At 43.4% G+C, this 19,759-nt stretch carries 12 protein-coding genes; 7 read left to right on the forward strand and 5 right to left on the reverse strand.

Annotation, left to right across the window (positions count from 1 at the left end):
* The first annotated feature begins 54 nt into the window (after window positions 1–54).
* Together aspS and V7L01_RS21970 are read left to right on the forward strand one after the other, a co-directional pair.
* The gene (gene aspS, locus V7L01_RS21965) at window positions 55–1,842 is read left to right on the forward strand and encodes an aspartate--tRNA ligase (protein WP_335038392.1); all 1,788 of its coding nucleotides are present in this window, start codon (window positions 55–57) and stop codon (window positions 1,840–1,842) included.
* Window positions 1,843–2,038: 196 nt separating this feature from the next.
* Window positions 2,039–2,770, forward strand: a complete 732-nt coding sequence (locus tag V7L01_RS21970; RefSeq protein ID WP_442937003.1) for a Uma2 family endonuclease — start codon at window positions 2,039–2,041, stop codon at window positions 2,768–2,770.
* Window positions 2,771–2,899: 129 nt separating this feature from the next.
* On the opposite strand, the gene pirA is transcribed toward V7L01_RS21970, so the two are convergent.
* Window positions 2,900–3,055 carry an arginine synthesis PII-interacting regulator PirA gene (pirA, locus tag V7L01_RS21975; protein ID WP_335038394.1) on the reverse strand — a complete coding sequence of 52 codons (156 nt, stop codon included), beginning with the start codon at window positions 3,053–3,055 and terminating at the stop codon, window positions 2,900–2,902.
* 112 nt (window positions 3,056–3,167) lie between these two features.
* Here pirA and V7L01_RS21980 point away from each other — a divergent pair, with 112 nt between their 5' ends.
* Window positions 3,168–3,992: an SAM hydrolase/SAM-dependent halogenase family protein gene (locus V7L01_RS21980; RefSeq protein ID WP_335038396.1), complete on the forward strand. Its 825-nt coding sequence runs from the start codon at window positions 3,168–3,170 to the stop codon at window positions 3,990–3,992.
* A 180-nt stretch (window positions 3,993–4,172) separates the two neighbouring features.
* Here the strand turns inward: V7L01_RS21980 and V7L01_RS21985 are convergent, their stop codons facing one another.
* Both V7L01_RS21985 and V7L01_RS21990 read right to left on the reverse strand, forming a co-directional pair.
* Entirely contained in the window at window positions 4,173–6,164 is a 1,992-nt protein-coding gene (locus tag V7L01_RS21985) for an ATP-binding protein (protein WP_335038398.1), read from the reverse strand.
* A complete protein-coding gene (locus V7L01_RS21990) occupies window positions 6,161–7,435 on the reverse strand; it encodes a DUF4255 domain-containing protein (RefSeq protein ID WP_335038400.1) in 1,275 nt (424 codons plus the stop codon). The genes V7L01_RS21985 and V7L01_RS21990 overlap by 4 nt, the downstream gene beginning before the upstream one ends.
* 424 nt (window positions 7,436–7,859) lie before the next feature.
* Between V7L01_RS21990 and V7L01_RS21995 the strand changes: the two genes are divergently transcribed.
* Window positions 7,860–9,680, forward strand: a complete 1,821-nt coding sequence (locus tag V7L01_RS21995; RefSeq protein WP_335038402.1) for a serine/threonine protein kinase — start codon at window positions 7,860–7,862, stop codon at window positions 9,678–9,680.
* 187 nt (window positions 9,681–9,867) lie between these two features.
* Here the strand turns inward: V7L01_RS21995 and V7L01_RS22000 are convergent, their stop codons facing one another.
* Window positions 9,868–11,469 carry a peptide ligase PGM1-related protein gene (locus V7L01_RS22000; protein ID WP_335038404.1) on the reverse strand — a complete coding sequence of 534 codons (1,602 nt, stop codon included), beginning with the start codon at window positions 11,467–11,469 and terminating at the stop codon, window positions 9,868–9,870.
* A gap of 692 nt (window positions 11,470–12,161) precedes the next feature.
* Here V7L01_RS22000 and V7L01_RS22005 point away from each other — a divergent pair.
* Window positions 12,162–13,043, forward strand: coding sequence for an SDR family oxidoreductase (locus tag V7L01_RS22005; RefSeq protein WP_335038406.1), 882 nt, complete (start codon window positions 12,162–12,164; stop codon window positions 13,041–13,043).
* 239 nt (window positions 13,044–13,282) lie between these two features.
* The gene (locus V7L01_RS22010; protein WP_335038408.1) at window positions 13,283–13,540 is read left to right on the forward strand and encodes a hypothetical protein; all 258 of its coding nucleotides are present in this window, start codon (window positions 13,283–13,285) and stop codon (window positions 13,538–13,540) included.
* Window positions 13,541–13,644: 104 nt separating this feature from the next.
* Here the strand turns inward: V7L01_RS22010 and mgtE are convergent, their stop codons facing one another.
* A complete protein-coding gene (gene mgtE, locus V7L01_RS22015; RefSeq protein WP_335038410.1) occupies window positions 13,645–15,045 on the reverse strand; it encodes a magnesium transporter in 1,401 nt (466 codons plus the stop codon).
* Window positions 15,046–16,432: 1,387 nt separating this feature from the next.
* Here mgtE and V7L01_RS22020 point away from each other — a divergent pair.
* Window positions 16,433–19,465, forward strand: a complete 3,033-nt coding sequence (locus V7L01_RS22020) for a PA14 domain-containing protein (RefSeq protein ID WP_335038413.1) — start codon at window positions 16,433–16,435, stop codon at window positions 19,463–19,465.
* The last annotated feature ends 294 nt before the right edge of the window (window positions 19,466–19,759 follow it).

Genomic DNA, 19,759 nt, shown 5'->3' on the forward strand with positions numbered 1-19,759 from the left:
GGAAAGCTTTGACATTTGCTTGCCAATCTAGCCCGGAAACAATAACTAAGACTTATGCGAACTCACTATTGCGGCGAACTCCGAAAAGAACATATTGGAGAAACTGTTACCTTTTACGGATGGATAGACCGTCGCCGCGATCACGGTGGTGTGATATTTTTAGATTTACGCGATCGCTCTGGAATTGTCCAAATCGTCAGCGATCCGCAACGCACCCCTGACTCTTACGAACAGGCGAACGCCCTGCGAAATGAATATGTTGTAGAAATCACTGGTAGGGTAACGCAGCGTCCCGAAGAATCGTTGAATACCCGCATCCCAACAGGCGAGGTGGAAATCTACGCCGATAAAATTAAACTCCTGAATGCTGTTCGCAAACAATTACCTTTCCAAGTTTCCATAGCTGACACCGAGACAGTACGGGAAGACTTGCGGCTGAAATATCGTTATTTGGATTTGCGACGCGAACGCATGGCGCAAAATTTGCAACTGCGTCATCAAATTGTTAAAGCCATGCGTCGTTATCTGGAGGATTTGGAAGGTTTTATCGAAGTTGAAACCCCAATACTTACCCGTTCTACCCCAGAAGGGGCGCGGGATTATGTTCTACCCAGTCGCGTCAATCCTGGTGAGTGGTATGCTTTGCCGCAATCACCCCAGCTATTTAAACAATTGCTGATGGTATCCGGCTTGGATAGATATTATCAGATTGCCCGTTGCTTTCGTGACGAAGACTTACGCGCCGACAGACAACCGGAATTCACTCAGTTGGACATGGAAATGAGCTTCATGTCCCAAGAAGAAATTATCGAACTGAATGAAAGCTTAGTTTGCCATATCTTCAAAACAGTTAAAGGTATTGAGTTACAGCGTCCTTTCCCCCGTCTGACTTACGCTGAGGGGATGGAACGCTACGGTAGTGATAAACCAGATACCCGCTATGGTTTAGAATTAGTTGATGTCTCAGATATTGTCAAAGACTCTGGTTTCAAAGTCTTTCGGGACACTGTTACCAATGGCGGTATCGTCAAAATCCTACCCATTCCCAACGGTAACGATGTAATTTCTAATGTCCGCATTAAACCAGGCGGCGACTTATTTAAAGAAGCCAGCGAAGCCGGTGCTAAAGGTTTAGCTTATATCCGCGTCAGGGATGATGGCGAAATTGACACCATTGGCGCGATTAAAGATAACCTAAGCGAGGAACAAAAACAAGAAATTTTACGCCGTACAGGTGCTTCTTCTGGACATTTGTTATTGTTTGGGGCAGGGGAAGCTGCTACAGTTAATAAAACATTAGATAGATTACGGCAAGCGATCGCTAGAGAATTTAACTTAATCGATCCAGAAAAAATCAACTTACTCTGGATTACAGATTTCCCAATGTTCGAGTGGAATGCTGACGAAAAACGTCTAGAAGCACTGCACCACCCATTTACAGCACCACATCCTGATGATTTGAGCGATTTAAAAACTGCACGCGCCCAAGCTTACGACTTGGTACTCAACGGCGTGGAAGTTGGCGGCGGAAGTCTGCGGATTTATCAGCGAGAAATTCAACAGCAAGTGTTTGAAGCAATTGGTTTATCTCCTGAAGAAGCACAAAGTAAATTTGGCTTTCTCTTAGAAGCATTTGAATATGGTACACCGCCACACGGTGGCATCGCCTACGGTTTAGATCGTTTGGTAATGTTGCTAGCTGGAGAAGAATCCATTCGCGATGTCATTGCTTTTCCGAAGACACAACAAGCGCGTTGTTTGTTAACAGATGCACCTTCGAGTGTAGATGCTAAACAGTTGAAAGAATTGCACGTTGCTTCGACTTATAAACCAAAGTCTTAGTGAACTAGGAAATTGTCTAAGTAGGGTGGGCAATGCCCACCAATTATATAATGCATTACAGTAGCGATCGCAATACAGTAGGATTATTCAGGTAGCAACTACAACGACAACAGTAGGTGTAGAAAATCTATTGGTAGGATGAAGGGGATTAATGCTGCTGCCACAATAGAATAAGCTGCTACCCCCAGAATTCCTTATGATGAGTGAATCTATCATCTTGACAGACGCTGGCTTATTACCAGAAGATTTGTTACCAGATGTTAGTCATTTGGTGACAGAGGACGATGAACCTTTGGATAATCTGCCATCTGAAAAACAACAACGGCTGCTGACAGAAACGCTTTACAGTTCTTGGAAGGGGCCCAGTAATGCCCAGGGGTTTCTCGTGGCTGCCAATGTGGGGTTGTTTCCCAGTAACAAACAACCGCCGATTGTGCCTGATGTATTTTTGAGCCTGGATGTACAAGTAGCTGAAAACTGGTGGGAAAGACGGCATCGCTCTTATTTCTTCTGGGATTTTGGTAAACCGCCAGAGGCGGTGATTGAAATTGTTTCAAATAGAGAAGGCAATGAAACAGGACGAAAAATCTTAGAGTATGCCAGGATGCGGGTAATATACTACATTATCTTCGATCCAACTCGGCAACTTGCTGGTGAAGTTCTACAGATGTATGAGTTGCGTGGGCGGCAATATATACCCATGAGTGAGCAATGGCTAGCTGAAATTGAGCTAGGTTTATGTTTGTGGGAAGGTGCGTATGAAGGTAAGCGGGATGTTTGGCTGAGGTGGTGTGACGCTACGGGTAATGTAATTCCTACCGGTGCAGAACGAGCTGAACAAGAGCGAGAAGCCAAAGAAGCTGCCTTGCAACGGGCTGAACGCTTGGCAGAACAGTTACGAGCGTTGGGTGTTGAGCCAGAAGTGTAAGGATGGGAGTGGGCTAATTCAATTAATTGAAAAACGTCGTGAGAACCAAATTCCCAGGAAAGACTCTAAATACAAAAAAAACCCGCCATAGCGGGTTACACAACAAACTATGAACAATGAAAACTTGATTTAGCCCGAATACCTCATCTCAGCTTCTAGTTGACGAATCAGTTGTTCGTCGCCCTTTGCTCTGGCTACTTGCAAGCGATGCTCTAGGCTTTTTTGAATATTCTCTCTATGAGTTTCTTGTGCTTTTCTGGCACTTTGTAGTCTACCTTGATTCATAGTGATTACCCTCTTTAATTTTTTTGCTTTATATCTTGTATTCTTAACATAGCATATATTTTGTAGCTGTTGCTACAGAAATTTCTAACTTAATCTATATTTTAGCAAAAATATGTCTAAGGAGCAGATAGACCAACAGCCACTCATAACTTTACTGAGCGATTTCGGCGATCGCGATGTTTATGTAGGCATAATGAAGGGTGTTATAGCCCAAATCAACCCCAGACTGACGGTGGTAGACTTGACGCACCAAATTCCGCCGCAAGACATAGCCGCAGCCAGGTTTTCTTTGATGAATGCTTATCCCTATTTCCCAGTTGGGACAGTGCATGTGGCAGTGGTAGATCCGGGTGTGGGAAGCAAGCGACGAGCGATCGCAGTAGAATTTGCTCAAGGGTTTCTGGTAGGGCCAGATAATGGTATCTTTAGCGGGGTACTCAGTCAAAGTCGTGCGATGTCTACGACGGGCTACGCCTACGCAGCCGTTGAACTTACAAATCTTAACTATTGGCGAACACCTGAACCAAGCAAGACTTTTCACGGTAGAGATATCTTTGCACCCGTGGCAGCTAGTCTTGCTAGTGGCGTCCCCCTCAAACAGCTAGGACAAGAAATCGATCCAGCAAGTTTGGTAAAACTAGATATAGCCGACTGCAAGCAGACAACCACTGGTGTAGTGGGTTGCATTCAATATATTGACCATTTTGGCAACTTAGTGAGCAACATTCCAGGGAGTTACGTACAAGGCAAAACTTGGAGTGTGCAAGTTGTAGGGTTGAGCATACCAGGCTGTGAAACTTACAGTGATGTCAAGGTTGGAGAGATAATAGCTTTAGTTGGCAGTCACGGCTGGATAGAAATTGCCATTAATAGCGGCAATGCTCGCTCAAACTTGCAGTTAGATTGGCAAGAAACGCTTCAAGTTGTCCTAACATGAACCACCCACACTGGTCAAAACTCTTCGGTTAGGTGAGGTACAAAACCCACGAATCACGCATCATATCAAAGATGGCGTTGCATATTTGCAGAATGATTTGGCAACTTCTAAAATTCCCCCCTGCCTCCCCTGCCCCCCTGCCTCCCCTGCCTCCTCTGCCTCCCCTGCCCCCTACCTCCTTCACATCCACCCCCCAACTTCCGCATCAGTTAAAGGTTTCTCTAACTTGGTATATTCTGTCTGAGCAGCCCGCAACACGTGTTTCATCTGCACTGCTTCCCCGGCATCGGCAGCCAGGAAAGCTGCATTTAAGGCTATGTTACGGATATTACCCCCAGCGACATTTAGCCGTGCTAGTTGCAGGACATCTAAATCTGCGGTTGGGGTGTCGGCTGGAAAGACGCGTCGCCAAATCTCCGCTCGTTGGGTTGTATCGGGGAAAGGGAACTGCACTACAAAGCGAATCCGCCGCAGAAAGGCTATATCAATTGCACTTTTCAAGTTAGTAGTCAGGACTGCTAAACCTGGGTAACTTTCCATCCGTTGTAATAAGTAGCTTACTTCAATGTTTGCATAGCGATCGCGGGCATCTTTAACTTCACTGCGTTTGCCAAATAAAGCGTCAGCTTCATCAAATAACAAAATCACCCCGCCTTGTTCTGCTGCATCAAATACCCGGCGCAAATTCTTCTCTGTCTCGCCAATATATTTGCTGACTACCGATGATAAGTCAATGCGATAGAGGTCGAGGCGCAATTTCTGAGCCAGCACTTCTGCCCCCAAGGTTTTACCTGTGCCGCTAGCACCTGCAAATAAAGCGCTGATTCCCAATCCTCGCGCATTCTTCCCAGCAAAACCCCAATTGTTATATACAGTACTGCGTTGACGCACATGAGCCGCAATTTCATGGATAACTTGTTTCTGTGCCTCTGGTAATACCAAGTCTTCCCAATCACCAGATGGCTCAATTCGCTGGGCGAGTTCATCCAAACGCGGACGTGCTTGCACGCGGCAGGCATCCCATAAAATATCACTAATATCGTTTTCTGGTGTTTGTGCTAACTGCCCTGCGGCTTCTGCACAAGCAGCGCGAATAGTTGCGGCACTCAGGTTAAACCGATCCACTAGGGTTTTAACTTGCCCGTTCATTTGTGGTGCAATTGTACCTAATGCATCTTGCCAAACTGCACCTTGTTCTTTGCTAGTTGGTTGATGTACGTCAAAATTAACTACCAGGCGTTGTGATAAGCCGATGCGTTCTCGACTCGTAACTAGTAAAAAGCCTTTTGTGCGTTCGATGAAACGAGCGATCGCATTCAGCCGCGCTGTATCATTAGTATCCAGTTCGTTGCAGTCTATGAGTAACGCACACTTACTTAAAATCGTCTCACGAGTCCATAGACGGATGAGATTATCCAACTCGCCAGGTGCTAAGGGAATAACTTGTGCAGGCATTACCCACAAGCTTAAACCCTGAAGTTGACAAATCGTGGCGGCAATGGTTCGTTTGCTAGCAGTTTCGATACCACATAATTGGACAATTGGCAAGTTATTAATTTTGTAAGCTTGCGACCAAACTGCTGCTACTCGCTCGGCTAAATCTTGGTGCGAGGGTACTAAATCAGTAACCTCTTGTAATGGTTCAATGATGCCAGCCAAGCGTTCGTCAAGATATTGGATACCCGTCAAATAATGTAAAATCCGCTCGTCAATTCTCAAGGGACTGAGGGTAAGGGCATGACCATCACCAATTTGAATTAACCGCCAATAACGTAAGGGAGCATTTGGAGCGATCGCATCCCAGTGGACGTTAGGGAAAGCTGCCAGAGCTAAACTTAAGGTTGGGTAAGCTCGTTGTGAATCGTCGTGGATTGTAGCACACAATTTGGCAAAATTTCCATTTAATTCCATACTTGTACACAACAGCAACAGATCGCGTTCAAAGGATGAGAGGCTAAACATTTTGCATACTCTCTCCAATGTCGATGGTGCAGGCATAGCAGCAGCAGCTTCCTGTAACGCTTGCTGTAAATGCTCTTGGTTTTTCTCCTCTGGTTGATTTTGCTCTTTTGCAGTGTGATTTTCTAAAATACCACGCACCACTGCTAAGGCTGCTGATAGATAGCGGTAGTTTGCCTCATCCCAATTGCGATTAATCGTCGTAGCATTCATAAAATAGTCACCTGTGGCGAATCATATTCCCCAGACTGATTCTTGTGCAGTGGACTTTCCGCTCCATCTACCTGCACCCGGACAACATAAGTTCCTGGCTTGACGTTTTGCACAGGAATAGTAATTGCATCAGTGTCTTGGGTACGTGGTGCAACGAAAAAAGAGTAAGCTACCGGACTATCACTTGAGGCCTCATTGAGTAGCAAAACTACCCGCTGTGCCTTACCAACTTTGGGCTGGAATTTAACGGTAATTTCTGCTGTGCGTAAATTGTCGCCGCTATTTTCCACTTGAGCGACGAATGCTGTAATTGTTGGATGGAGGACAAAAGCCGCAACCTTTGATTCAACTACACAATCCGTTTGCCCTGCATTGCCCATTGTTAGATGTACAACTTGGATACCCTGCACGCTTGCGTATAAATTTGGCGGGACTAACAGACTGATTTGGGTTTCTTTAATTTCTTGAGGTACTAGTAATGTCTCCGTATTACCCAAACGAACTCGTGTGATCTCACCGCGTAACCGTTTACCACGAATTACTAATGTTGTGCCCGCAACAATCATTCGATCGGTCTTTGCCAGAGCCGTAACTTGCTCTATACTCGGTTGAGACAAGGGCATCATGTAGAAATCTTCCGGGTTGTCAGATTTGCTACTGTCAATTAATACCATTGACGCCAGATAGGTAGCTGAAGGGCGATAGTGTGTTTGTAAAGCAGACCATAACTTAGAAGTTTCTTCCATGTTAAAAAACTCTGGAGTCAGTTTGATCTGCCCAATTTGTTCAGCTAAATCGGATACAGGCACACTTGCTACAGCTTGCGAAAAAGCACTTGAGGTATTGGTTGTAGATGCATTTCTCAGATTATTCTCAATAATATCAGATGTAATAGCTGGTGTTTTGTGTAATAAATGCATTGCATAGCCCAGTAAAAGCTCGGACTGAAAATCCTTGGCTCCGTAGGCTGTTAGCAAATAATGGAGGTCAAGAGCTAGTGGTGGAATCAGAGAGCGCGGGTTTCCATTAATACCTGAGTGCCTGCTCCGAAATTCCTGAGATACCCAATCAACATTGCGATTCTGCGTTACTTGATAGAGAAAGAGGTTGAGTTGAGCGCGTTCGTCAGCTTCAACTGAAATTCGATCGGGCGGTAGGGCAGTTACAATCACATCACCAATACTAGCAGCGATCGGATCGCTGACTAAACCATTTTCCAGCAAGACTTTTAGTACTGCTGTCACGGCGGCTATAGAGAGCACATTACTCATCCTCATTCCTCATGGCAATAGCACATATTAATCATGTATGCCAAAGCAAATTGACAGAATATATTTTGCAAAACTTTAAATATTCTGTAGCAAAGACTATCTGCACGGCATAAAAAAGTTACCGAGCAGGGGCATTAGGGTGGTTATTCCCCTTATCCCAGTCCCTAGCTCTACGTAAAAATTTGCGTTAGCTTAACATCAGGAACAAATTTCAACTGCCATAGGTCTTTCGATTCTAAACATTTTATCAAATTGCTAGCATTACTTTAAAGTTACTAATATGTTAAGCTGAGTATAAGTAGATAAATACTAGTAGCATATATCACTAATATTCATCTAAGTTATGAAGCAATCATATTTGTAATACTAGTATTATCTCTGAGTAAAGTTAACATTTTAAAGTAACTAGGATGGGTTGCCGGAGATGAAATCCCCACCTTCTTCAAATTCTTGGATTGGTCGCTTCGTAGGTGATAACCAGCGATACCGTTTAGACAAACGGTTAGGCGGAGGTGGCATGGGAGAAGTCTTCCTGGCAACAGACACGCGTGTAGGTCAGCAGGTAGCGTTGAAGTTGCTCAAAGATACGCTGGTGGCATCACAAGAAATGAGAAAGCGTTTTGAGCGTGAGGTGGCAGTTTGCGCTGCTTTGCAAAGCGACCACATTGTTAAGATTAGTGATTGTGGAGTCACCCCGGAAGGTTTTCCATTTTATGTAATGGAATATTTGCGGGGGCAAACGCTGGGGCAATTACTGCTGCGCGAAAAGCGCCTATCTGTTGAGCGGACAGTGAAGATTATGGCGCAAGTTTGCAAGGGTCTACAGCTTGCCCATCAAGGAGTGACTCTCCAACGGGATGGTGGAAAAACCACCGAGCATATTAAGGTAATTCATCGCGACCTGAAACCAGATAATATATTTTTAGTGCCTACAGATTTGGGAGAGTGGGTGAAAATTTTGGATTTTGGTGTTGCCAAAATTCGGAGTGAATCTTCAGAAAATTCCAATATTACAAATATAACTAGTACTTTTATCGGTACATTTCGTTACGCACCTCCAGAACAAATCCAAAGCGATAAAAACCTGGACGCTAGGGGTGATATTTACAGCTTAGGGATTATCCTTTATGAAATGCTGAGTGCAGCCGACCCATTTGGAATCAGCATTAAGAGTAATCATATCAGTGAAGCTTCTTGGGTATTAGCTCATGCTTATGAGCCACCGAAACCACTGCGATCGCAACCAGGGTGTGAGCATTTACCCGTACAATTAGAAGCGGTGGTGATGAAATGTCTCCACAAGAACCCAGCTAACCGTTTTGCAACAGTAGAAGAACTGAATCAGGCTTTGCAAGCTGCTGCTAAATTTGCCACAGGGAATACTAGTGTACCCGGACAGATTATTGGGCAACCGCAGCCTTCCTACAATCAGGGTTCAAATAGCGAAACTGTTCCGAGGCAATCGAACGACGAGACGATTCTGCGTCCTCCATCTCCATATAATCAAGGTTCAAATAACGAAACTGTTCCGAGGCAATCGAACGACGAGACGATTCTGCGTCCTCCATCTCCATATAATCAAGGTTCAAATAACGAAATTATTCCGAGGCAATCGAACGACGAGACGATTCTGCGTCCTCCATCTCCATACAATCAGGGTTCAAATAACGAAACTATTCCGAGGCAGTTTAACCCAGTTGAGCAAAGTCAACAGAGTCCTGTGAATAATCCGACTGGCAGCAAACCGGACGTAACCTTGTATCAACCGCGACCTGCATCTACTCAAGGCGGACAACAAGCGCCACCAGATAAGACCTTGTATCAACCGCGACCTGCATCTACTCAAGGCGGACAACAAGTACCACCAGATAAGACCTTGTTTCAACCGCGATCGGCATCCAATCAAGGCGGACAACAAGTACCACCAGATAAGACGTTGTATCAACCGCGACCTGCATCCAATCAAGGCAGATCGCAAGCACCAACGGATGTGACGTTGTATCAACCACGACCTGCATCCAATCAAGGCAGACCACAAGTGCCAACGGATGACACTATTTACCAACCAAGGCTAAATGAGCAGCTAGCTACGAGAATGACTCCCAATTTTTTGCGAATTCTGGGAGTAGTCTTGGCGATTGGGCTGACTTTAGCTTTGGTAAGCTATATATATAGTCAATTTCAATCTCCTAAACAGCCAAGCAACCAGCAAGGTTTATCTAATAGCGATCGCATTCAAAACTAATTAGCTAATCAGCATTCAACTAAAAAGGGCGGTGAGAAACCGTACATCAGTCGCCTCTCGCAAGGGGAAACACTTCCGCGCACAGCGCTGGCTCGTCTACAGGAGGCTCAAAGAAAATCGGCTATCTCTCCCACCTCCAAAGTCATTAGTCATTAGTACCAATGACTAATGACTACTAACTCGAACCTTAACTATATTCATCCCAAGCTACGGGAAAGGAATAATCTGAAACCGCCGAAGAATCGCGATTTTCACTGCGGGTTTCTTCATCCAGAACCTTGACAACTTTGTTATAAATGTCTTGTGCTTGCTGCGGGGAATCACCGATACTGGTTAATCCCAACTTGCCAAACTGCGAAAGGCAACCCATCAGATGAAACACTGTACCCGTTTCAGTACCGCTGTCAAAGTGTAGTCTGTGGTGAGCGATGATATCCATCAAATCATTAGGTAATAATCCCTGATAGCGCTCTTTTTGCAGGTTGTCAGTGGCAATGTAATATTTCGGACGACCTTGCTGACTATAAAATAAACCCGTAGAAAGATCGTAGCGACCATTCGTTAATAATTTCAGCGTCATGAATGGATGAGTTGTGCCGCCTTTACGCAGGTTAATTTCGATCGCCTGAATATCCCAATCTTGATTACCCTTGTCAACGGCAATAAAATCTACACCAAATCGCTCTAAAGTGCCTTTTTCTGCTAGCTTTCTGCCAACTTGTAGTCCCAATTGCTGTAATTGCAAGCGATAGCTTTCATCGGCAGGAAAGCTACAACCAAGATAAATCTGTCCGTCTGGGCCTCCAAGAATTTGGTCGTGGGTTGAAAGGATTTCCACTTCGCCAGTGGGTGTAATCCGCCCTTGGACGCTGGGCGATCGCTTAATTTTCCCTTCCACAAATGCTTCGGCAATTGCCCCTAATTCCGGGATTCTTCCCGAAAAATTCTCCCAAGTCTCTTGTTTTGCTTGAAAGCGCAATGTTGAGAAGCGATCGCTAATTGCTGCTACCCTTTCGGCATGAGTAGCTTTACCTGGTGCGACATTCTCAATCGGTTTAAGATCCAGTAATGCATTCCCCTCTCCGGAAATGCCTTCGTTGAGTTTTACTACTACCCGTTTTAATGTCGGTTGTCGTTCCCACAAATCACTGGTAGCTTCTGCTAAATCTGTATGGTTCCAACTTTTTTCGCTGCCATCTGGATGCGGTACTCCACTTTCCTTGAAGATTTGCCGACTGCCACTTTTTGTCCCCCAAATCTGTAAATCTGGTGCGGCAGCATACAGCGGTACACCCAATTTTACAGACAATTCGCCTTCCCAGTGCGAAGAGTTGTAGCAGATCATAAATGATTTATCTAGCCTCAAAGCTTGATGAATCCGCTTTAGCAGGCGGGGGCGTTCTAAAATTTTTTGGCTCAGAGGCTTAAGCGAGGAATCGTAAGCAGAAAGTAGCAGCAAGCGATTGCGAGCATGAGAAAAGGGAATTCCTGGCAACAGTTGCAAGTAATAATCAATGATACTAGGATGCAGTGGTACAGATGTTACATAAACCAGCCGAGTCCGGGGATTTTGCAACCGAATTAAGGAAAATAGTAATCTTTCTTCATAATGTTCGCAGCCCTCGATCTTTTGGAGTTCGCGCTGGTCGAGACTCAGGGAGGGAATAATTAAAATATCCGCTTCATTATTGTCAAATGACTCGCTCGTTTTCCAGCGATCGCTCAGGGTTAATTGTAAGTGGCGAAACTTTTCAACTTGCTCTAACTCAGAAATATTTAGTATTGCCATAACCCCTACCCTCTAATAATCTCAATGTAGCGCACCTTGCAGGATTTTGGGTTATTATGCAAACTAGTCTTTAGATAGTTGTGCAATAAATTTAGTTTGCAATAAGGCAACTATGCAGATATCAGCCTAAATAAATATTAACATTAACAAAAATCGATGGTATTAAAGTAAGTATTTTTGCGATCGCGAACTGAGAAAGTATAAATTTTTATTTTAATTTAGCGAAAATGGCTCAATTATTTAAGCACAACAAATGATTATAGACTAATTCGGTAAATCTCATTTATTTCATTTGTTTTACGTCTTAAGGTTGAGAATATTTCAAATTTTTCTACCTCTATAGAGCGATAAAGTATAGCAACATAATAGTTAACTTAAAAGCAGATCAGAACGAGAAATCCTTCATCGGATGAGAGTTATCTACTTGTTTTTCGCGGTCAGGTAAATAGCGGGTGTCAGGTGTGAGGATAAATAATGTGAGCCGCGTACAATCGCCAGTCATAAGTACGTTTGGCAAGCATCGTGGCTGTAAACGCCTAAAATTGCAAATGGCTAGTGGGAGCCAAAGCAAAAAATAAACCTTGGGTTGAAGTTTCGATCCAAGGTTTACTTTTGAAATGGGGACTAGAGTCTGGAAACGGCTTTTCCCAACATCGAATTACATTCAATATTAAATTACCGAGACAAAACCTATGGCTAAATCAAAAGAACCAAAAGAGAAAAAAGAGCAAAAATTACAACCACCACAGCAGCAAGAAGCACCAGGTGTTGAATCAGAAATGACGCCAAAACCCAAGGCAGATGATGCCCAATATCGGGGTAGTGGTAAGTTACAAGATAAAGTAGCATTGATTACGGGTGCAGATAGTGGTATAGGTCGGGCTGTAGCGATCGCATTTGCTAAAGAAGGTGCAGATGTGGCGATTCTTTACCTCAACGAACACGACGATGCCAAAGAAACAAAACATTTGGTAGAAAAACAAGGGCGTCGTGCGGTAACCATTGCAGGTGATATTGGCAATGAAACTTTTTGTCAGCAAGCTATCCAACAAACAGTTGGTGAGTTTGGCAAACTCGATATTCTCATCAACAACGCTGCTGAACAACATCCGAAAGAAAGTATTGAAGAAATCACCGAAGAACAACTAGAGCGAACTTTCCGCACTAATATCTTCTCGATGTTTTTCCTGACTAAAGCTGCACTCAAGCATTTACAAGCAGGCAGTTCTATCGTCAATACCACATCGGTAACAGCTTATAAAGGTAGCCCACAGTTACTAGATTATTCCTCTACAAAAGGTGCGATCGTTGCTTTTACTCGCTCCTTATCAAAAAATTTGGTATCAAAAGGAATTCGCGTTAATGCTGTCGCGCCCGGCCCAATCTGGACACCTTTAATACCCTCAACTTTTCCCGAAGAAAAAGTTTCAACTTTTGGTAAACAAGTACCGATGGAACGAGCCGGACAACCAGAAGAAGTTGCTCCTAGCTATGTATATTTAGCCTCTGATGATGCTTCTTATGTTTCTGGACAAGTGTTACATGTTAATGGTGGAGATGTTGTCAATGGTTAAGTAAAAAATTTGGTCATTGGTCATTGATAAAGAGTTTTTGGTACATACTTCGCCCCTTGCGGGCGAAAAAACTAATCATTGTCCCTTATAGGCGTGGTATGTCTTAGACTAATGACTAATGACAAAGAAATAATTACTTCTAACTCTACCCTCATGGTCTTCCATTGGAGGGATGAGTAAAAGTGGGAATATTGATAGTCTATCTAGCAGCAAACAATTAAGAAATAATAAGTACATCTATGGCATCTCCTACACCACTGAATGGCACAGAACTAGTAGATTGTGCTAGAGCAAATGCCCAGCAAGGAATTGAAACTGCTGCTTATCAATGTGGCTATGGTCAAGACCTCAACAAATTTGCCAGAGAACTTAGACAAGCTTGTGAAGACATGAATTTACAAGTAAAAGAACTTAGTGGATTGATTACTGACCAGGACATGATATTGCAATTGGGTACTGGCGAAATTGTTGCTCCAGATACAGAAACAGAATTGTAAAAGTTAGTCATTTGTACTTTATTCTTCACTAATGACCAATGACCAATGACTAATGACTAATGACCAATGACCAATGACCAATGACCAATGACCAATGACTCTTTTCATAACTTTAAAATTACCCGCGCCAAATTGAAGTAAATCAAAACGCCCACTACGTCAACAGCTGTAGTGATGAATGGTGCTGACATTAATGCCGGATCTAAACGGAGGTAGCGAAATAGAAACGGCAGTGCTGAACCGGAGATAGAAGCCAAAATAGAAATAGCTACCAGACTAGTGCCGACAGCGATCGCTACTTCTAATCGTCCTTGCAGAAAATAAGCCCAGACAGTAGCGATCGTACCTAACATTCCTCCTAATAATACCCCTGCGATCGCTTCCCGGCCAATTACCTGCACTACGCCAAGCGATCGGATTTCATCGGTGTTCATCCCGCGAATCACCACTGTAGAAGACTGGGCACCCACGTTACCACCAGTACCAGTCAACAAGGGGATAAACGCCGTCAGTGTCACCACTTTTGCTAAAAGGTCTTCTTGCGACTTAATAATTGTTCCTGTAATGGTATTAGTTACAAGTAAAACTAACAACCATACAACCCGCTTGCGAGCAATTTCCAGTAAATTCATCTGAAAATAATTGTCGCCGCCTGACTGCACGCCACCACCCAAGGCATAGATATCCTCGGTGGTTTCCTGTTGCAGAATATCAATCACATCATCCACGGTGACAATACCTACTAGACGCTGTTCTCGATCTACCACAGGCACAGCCAAAAAGTCATATCTCTGGATTAATCTGGCAACTTCTTCTTGGTCTGTATCAGTGTGGACATACACCACATCACGCGTCATAATTTCGCCAATAATTTGCTCAGGCTGAGATGTCACCAACTCCCGTAACGATACAATCCCCGTTAAGCGCCTTTCCGCATCCATGACATAAAGATAATAAATCATCTCACTGGCATTAGCTAAGTTGCGAATTCGCTCTAGGGCTTGAGATACAGTAAAGTTTTCTTTCAGCGAGATTAGCTCTAGCGTCATGATTCGCCCAGCAGTATCAGCTCCATAACCCAATAGTTGGGCTGTAGCTTGGCGTTCTGTTGGACTCAGTTGTTCTAGCAGACGATTAACGACTTTTGCCGGTAATTCATCAAATAACCTAGCTCGGTCATCCGGTGACATTTGATCGACAATATCGCGAACTTCCTGACTTTTAAGTTCCTCGATTAAACGTTCTTGAACACTGTAGTCGAGATATTCATAAACCTCGATCGCCTCATCCTTAGAAAGCAAGCGAAAAGCCAAAGCGTGCATTGCTTCTGGCAAACCCTCAATCGCCTCGGCAATATCCGCAGGCTGCACAGGTACGAGAATAGCTTTTGCTCCCTGCAAGTCTCCTGTTTCTAGGAGCATTTGCAGCTGAGTCCGCACTAAATCTCGCAATTCCCTGCGTGAGACATTCTGGATGGTAGAGTTTAAATTGTTTGTCTCAGTCAAAGTCCACTTTCCTCAGCCAGTTTGAACAAGGTTGCTGCCCCTAGTCTAGGGGAAAGTGGCATGTGCAACGTCAAAGTTGAAATTTTTCCGACTTTGAATGAATTGAAAATTTTGGTAAAAGAACGAAATAGTGAGGGTTTCAGGCGCTAATATCTCCTGGCGTTCAGTGTCCCTTGGGCGTCTCCTTGGCGCAGATCGAGGAGCGATCGCTGGAAGGTTTTTTCTTCTCCCTTTCCCGTTCCCCTTTTCCCTTTAACCGAGAAGTATTAAAGCAGGGAGGGAATTTTAAAGGTTGCCAAATCATCCGGCAAATATACAACACTAAATTTTTTAACATAGCTTGAAATATTCGCGCCGACTTACTTCCTCGAAAAGTTATGATAATCTCTTAATTCCAGCAGATTGTGTTTCTTATCTTAAATGCATAACTGGTGAGGCTTTTGCAAAACTTTTTGCTCCACTGACTTCAGGTTAGTACTATATCTGTGCTGATTCTTGTAATAAAGATATGAATTAACAGTCAAGATGCAGTGTAGATAAATAATACTTTTTCAAATCTTTAAATAAGAAAGCTTTCTTTATAAAAGTTTTATATATCTAATATCTATGTGGATAAAAAACATGAGATTATCCATTATGTTGGTAATTTTCATTTAAAGCTCATCAAAACTTGCATATTCCTTTAAACAAAGAATATATCAATGTGAATTTTTAAATAAATTACCACAAAAAAAAGATAGGCGAAACATGTCGAGCTAGTATCAAATGTGTAGTTGATTGATTTAATAACAATGCTTAAATGGAAACACGTAAAATTATCGTTCTAAATACTTAAGTATGTACCTGACCTGATTGGACGTTGCTTTACGTCAACTTCATGCACCTGCACATAAGTTAAATTAGAAGCTCTCAATAATGGTGATTTAGAATTTTTGATTAAATTCACCAAATTCAATTCACGGGCATCAAAAAGTCAAAAGTTTTTAGAAAGAAAACAAAGATTCATTAGGACTAATACCCCGTTACAATAATCTTTAGTATTTCTTGTTATACAAGTTTTTCTATAAATCTGTTTTCCGAAAGTATATAGGAAGATATATTATCTCATGCTGTTTTTTAATGTTGATACAAATAGGCAGGATAGCAGTAAAGCAAATGAGCAAACTAGCATACATAAAAGAAATAATTTATATCAGCAATTAAGTGAAATGTTATAGAGTATCAGAATTAATTAAAAAATATATTAATCGGCTAAAAAATATTAGCAAATTAATATGCTGAACCCTAGTATTAGTAAGCTTTTTTGTTGAAAAAATTAAACATAAAACTAATCCTAAATCATTGATTATGGCATTAGTTTTAGCACTATTGTGAGGGATATATCTCAATGAATGCACCGAATCAACAGTTGTCAACATCTGCAAGTCCAACAATTGCTGCTCCATCATCTGGTCTAGATAATCAGGCACAACTCAGCAATATTTCCCCTCGGGCTAGCAGCAGCGTGCTTTCTCAGGGAGATGGACTCAAAGCACAGTACTACGACAACAAGGACTTCACCGACCTGAAAGTAACTCGCACAGATCCGACGGTAAACTTTCTCTGGGGTGCTGGTTCTCCAGATAAGTCCATAGGTGCAGATACCTTTTCAGCGCGTTGGACAGGTCAGGTAGAAGCCAAGTACAGCGAAACTTACAAATTTTATACCACTAGCGATGATGGTGTGCGACTGTGGGTGAACGATCAACTACTCATCAATAAGTTTGTCGATCAATCTGCCACAGAATACAGCGGTGCAATAACACTGGTTGCAGGTCAGAAGTACGATATTAAACTTGAGTACTACGATAATAGCTACTCTGCCGTTTCTCAACTGTCTTGGTCAAGCTCCTCTCAGGCAAAGCAAATCATTCCTCAGTCCCAACTGTATAGTAGTGTCAACATACCAGCTAATGGCCAGGGACTCAAAGCAGAGTACTACGACAACAAGGACTTCACCGACCTGAAAGTAACTCGCACAGATCCGACGGTAAACTTTCTCTGGGGTGCTGGTTCTCCAGATAAGTCCATAGGTGCAGATACCTTTTCAGCGCGTTGGACAGGTCAGGTAGAAGCCAAGTACAGCGAAACTTACAAATTTTATACCACTAGCGATGATGGTGTGCGACTGTGGGTGAACGATCAACTACTCATCAATAAGTTTGTCGATCAATCTGCCACAGAATACAGCGGTGCAATAACACTGGTTGCAGGTCAGAAGTACGATATTAAACTTGAGTACTACGATAATAATTACTCTGCCGTTTCTCAATTGTCTTGGTCAAGTTCCTCTCAGGCAAAGCAAATCATTCCTCAGTCCCAACTGTATTCACCTGGACTTACAACCACTATTACTTTGGGGCAATCTAACACGACTGTGAGCGAATCCGATGGTAGTGCGACCATAACTTTGCTGAGAACTGGTGATTTAAGCGGCACATCTTCAATCAAGTATGCAACCATAGCTGGTACTGCTCAAGCAGGGGTTGACTACGGAAATGAGGGCTTGGAAACTACTGGGACACTCATCTTTGCGCCTGGACAAAGCAGCAAACAACTCACCATTCAGATCGACGATGATTCTTTAGCAGAAGCAGATGAAACCTTTGGGTTCGCTATCGATCAGCCAGATGGAGCAACATTAGGGCCCCAAAGAACTCTTGAATTTACGATTAAAGATAATGATACTCAAGACCTCAATTTCACTCAGCCAATAGTTAATGAGAATGACGGTACTGCTACGGTGACAGTTACACGCGGCAATGCTTTGAAGGCTGCTAGTGTAGACTATACAACGGTTGATGGGACTGCTAAAGCCGGATCTGACTACCAAGCTGTATCTGCAACCTTGAACTTTGCAGCAGGACAAACCAGCAAGACCATTTCTATTTCGATTAAAGATGACAGCACTACAGAATCGAATGAAACATTTGCTTTGAAGTTTAGTAACGCAGTTGGAGTGGCACTAACTACCAACGAGACGGCTATAACTATCATCGATAATGACTCTGGTAACTTTGAGAGAAAGACTGTGGTTTCTGGTTTGACTCAACCTACATCCTTTGACTGGTCAAATGACGACAAGCTGATGTTCATTGCCCAGAAAGATGGGGTAGTGCGGGTGTTTGACAGCACCGCCAACAGCTTAGTATCAAAGCCATTTATCGATATTTCTGCACAGGTAAATAATGTATCCGATCGCGGTTTATTAGGCATCGCCGTACATCCAGATTTTGGCAAGAATCCAAACGGCAACAACTACGTTTACCTGTTGTTTACCTACGATCCACCAGAAACCAATCCAAACAATGCCAAGAATAATCCCAATAGCACGTTGGACAATGCCGACCAAAGAGGTAACCGTGGCGTAAGGCTAATTCGGGTGACAGCCGACTCCAGCACTGGTTACAAGACTGCGAAGGCTGGCAGTGAAGTTGTATTACTGGGTACAAACACCAATTGGAACAATATCAGTCACCCAGATACTGATAGCACGGCTATCGATGCTAACAATACATTAAACTATGGGCCATCAGGCATTATAAACAAAGATACTGGCAAGCTATTTGCCAACACGCAGCAATATCTTGACAATCTCGACAAAGTACAAAACATCCGGGATTTTGTAGCGACAGATAGTGCAACTCACTCAGGTGGTAGTGTGCGTTTTGGTAACGATGGCACTCTTTTTGTTAGCGTCGGTGATGGTACTTCCTACAACCGGGCAGACCCGCGAGCAATTCGCGTTCAGGATCTCGATAATCTGTCTGGTAAGATCCTGCACATTGACGCGATTACTGGTAAGGGCTTATCAGATAATCCTTTCTACAACGGTGACCCTGATAGCAATCGTTCCAAAGTCTATGACTACGGTATGCGTAACCCCTTCCGCTTTACCATAAATCAAAAAACCAATATTCCCTTCATCGGTGATGTTGGCTGGGGGACATGGGAAGAGGTTAATACTGGACGAGGCAAAGACTTTGGCTGGCCAGGTTATGAAGGTGGCATTGATGGAAATGGCAATTTCACTAGCCTAAAACAGCAAAGCTATGCTCAGTTCAAGGCAGTGCAGGACTACTATAAGAGTGGTACACCCGTTACAGCACCCATTTTCGCCTTCGATCATTCAACCGGTTCTAATTCGATCGTTGTGGGTGATTTTTACACAGGCGGTATTTATAAAGATGCTTTGTTTATCGGTAATGCCAGTCAAGGAACTATCGATGCTTTAACATTGGACAGTCAAGGCAAAGTTATTTCAACAAAGCGGTTTGCTTCCGATGTAGGAGTGCCTGTGGATATTAGGGCTGGAGAGGATGGCAAGCTGTACTACGTAGACTTGGTATCAGGTCAGATTGATAGCTGGAAACCTGTTTAAAGACTAATAAACTTGGATTAAGGCTTAACCCTCCTAAAAAAACAGGCAACTAAGCCCACCCTTTTAAGGGAAACCCTCGCAACGGACTGGCTCCCCATGAGCGGTTGGTGAGTTCAGTCCGCAAAGTTGGTTTCCTTGTGTAGGGAACTAGCTGTCTTTGTATTAGGGGACTTCCAAAAAATAAATTATCCCAAATTATTTCTAGATTTGTAGGGGCGCAAGGCCTTGCGCCCCTACGTTCGCGGAGCGTCCCGCAGGTATGGGATGTTTTTTTAACTGGAAGCCCCTAGTATG

The organism is Nostoc sp., from assembly GCF_036917095.1.
Lineage (GTDB): Bacteria > Cyanobacteriota > Cyanobacteriia > Cyanobacteriales > Nostocaceae > Nostoc.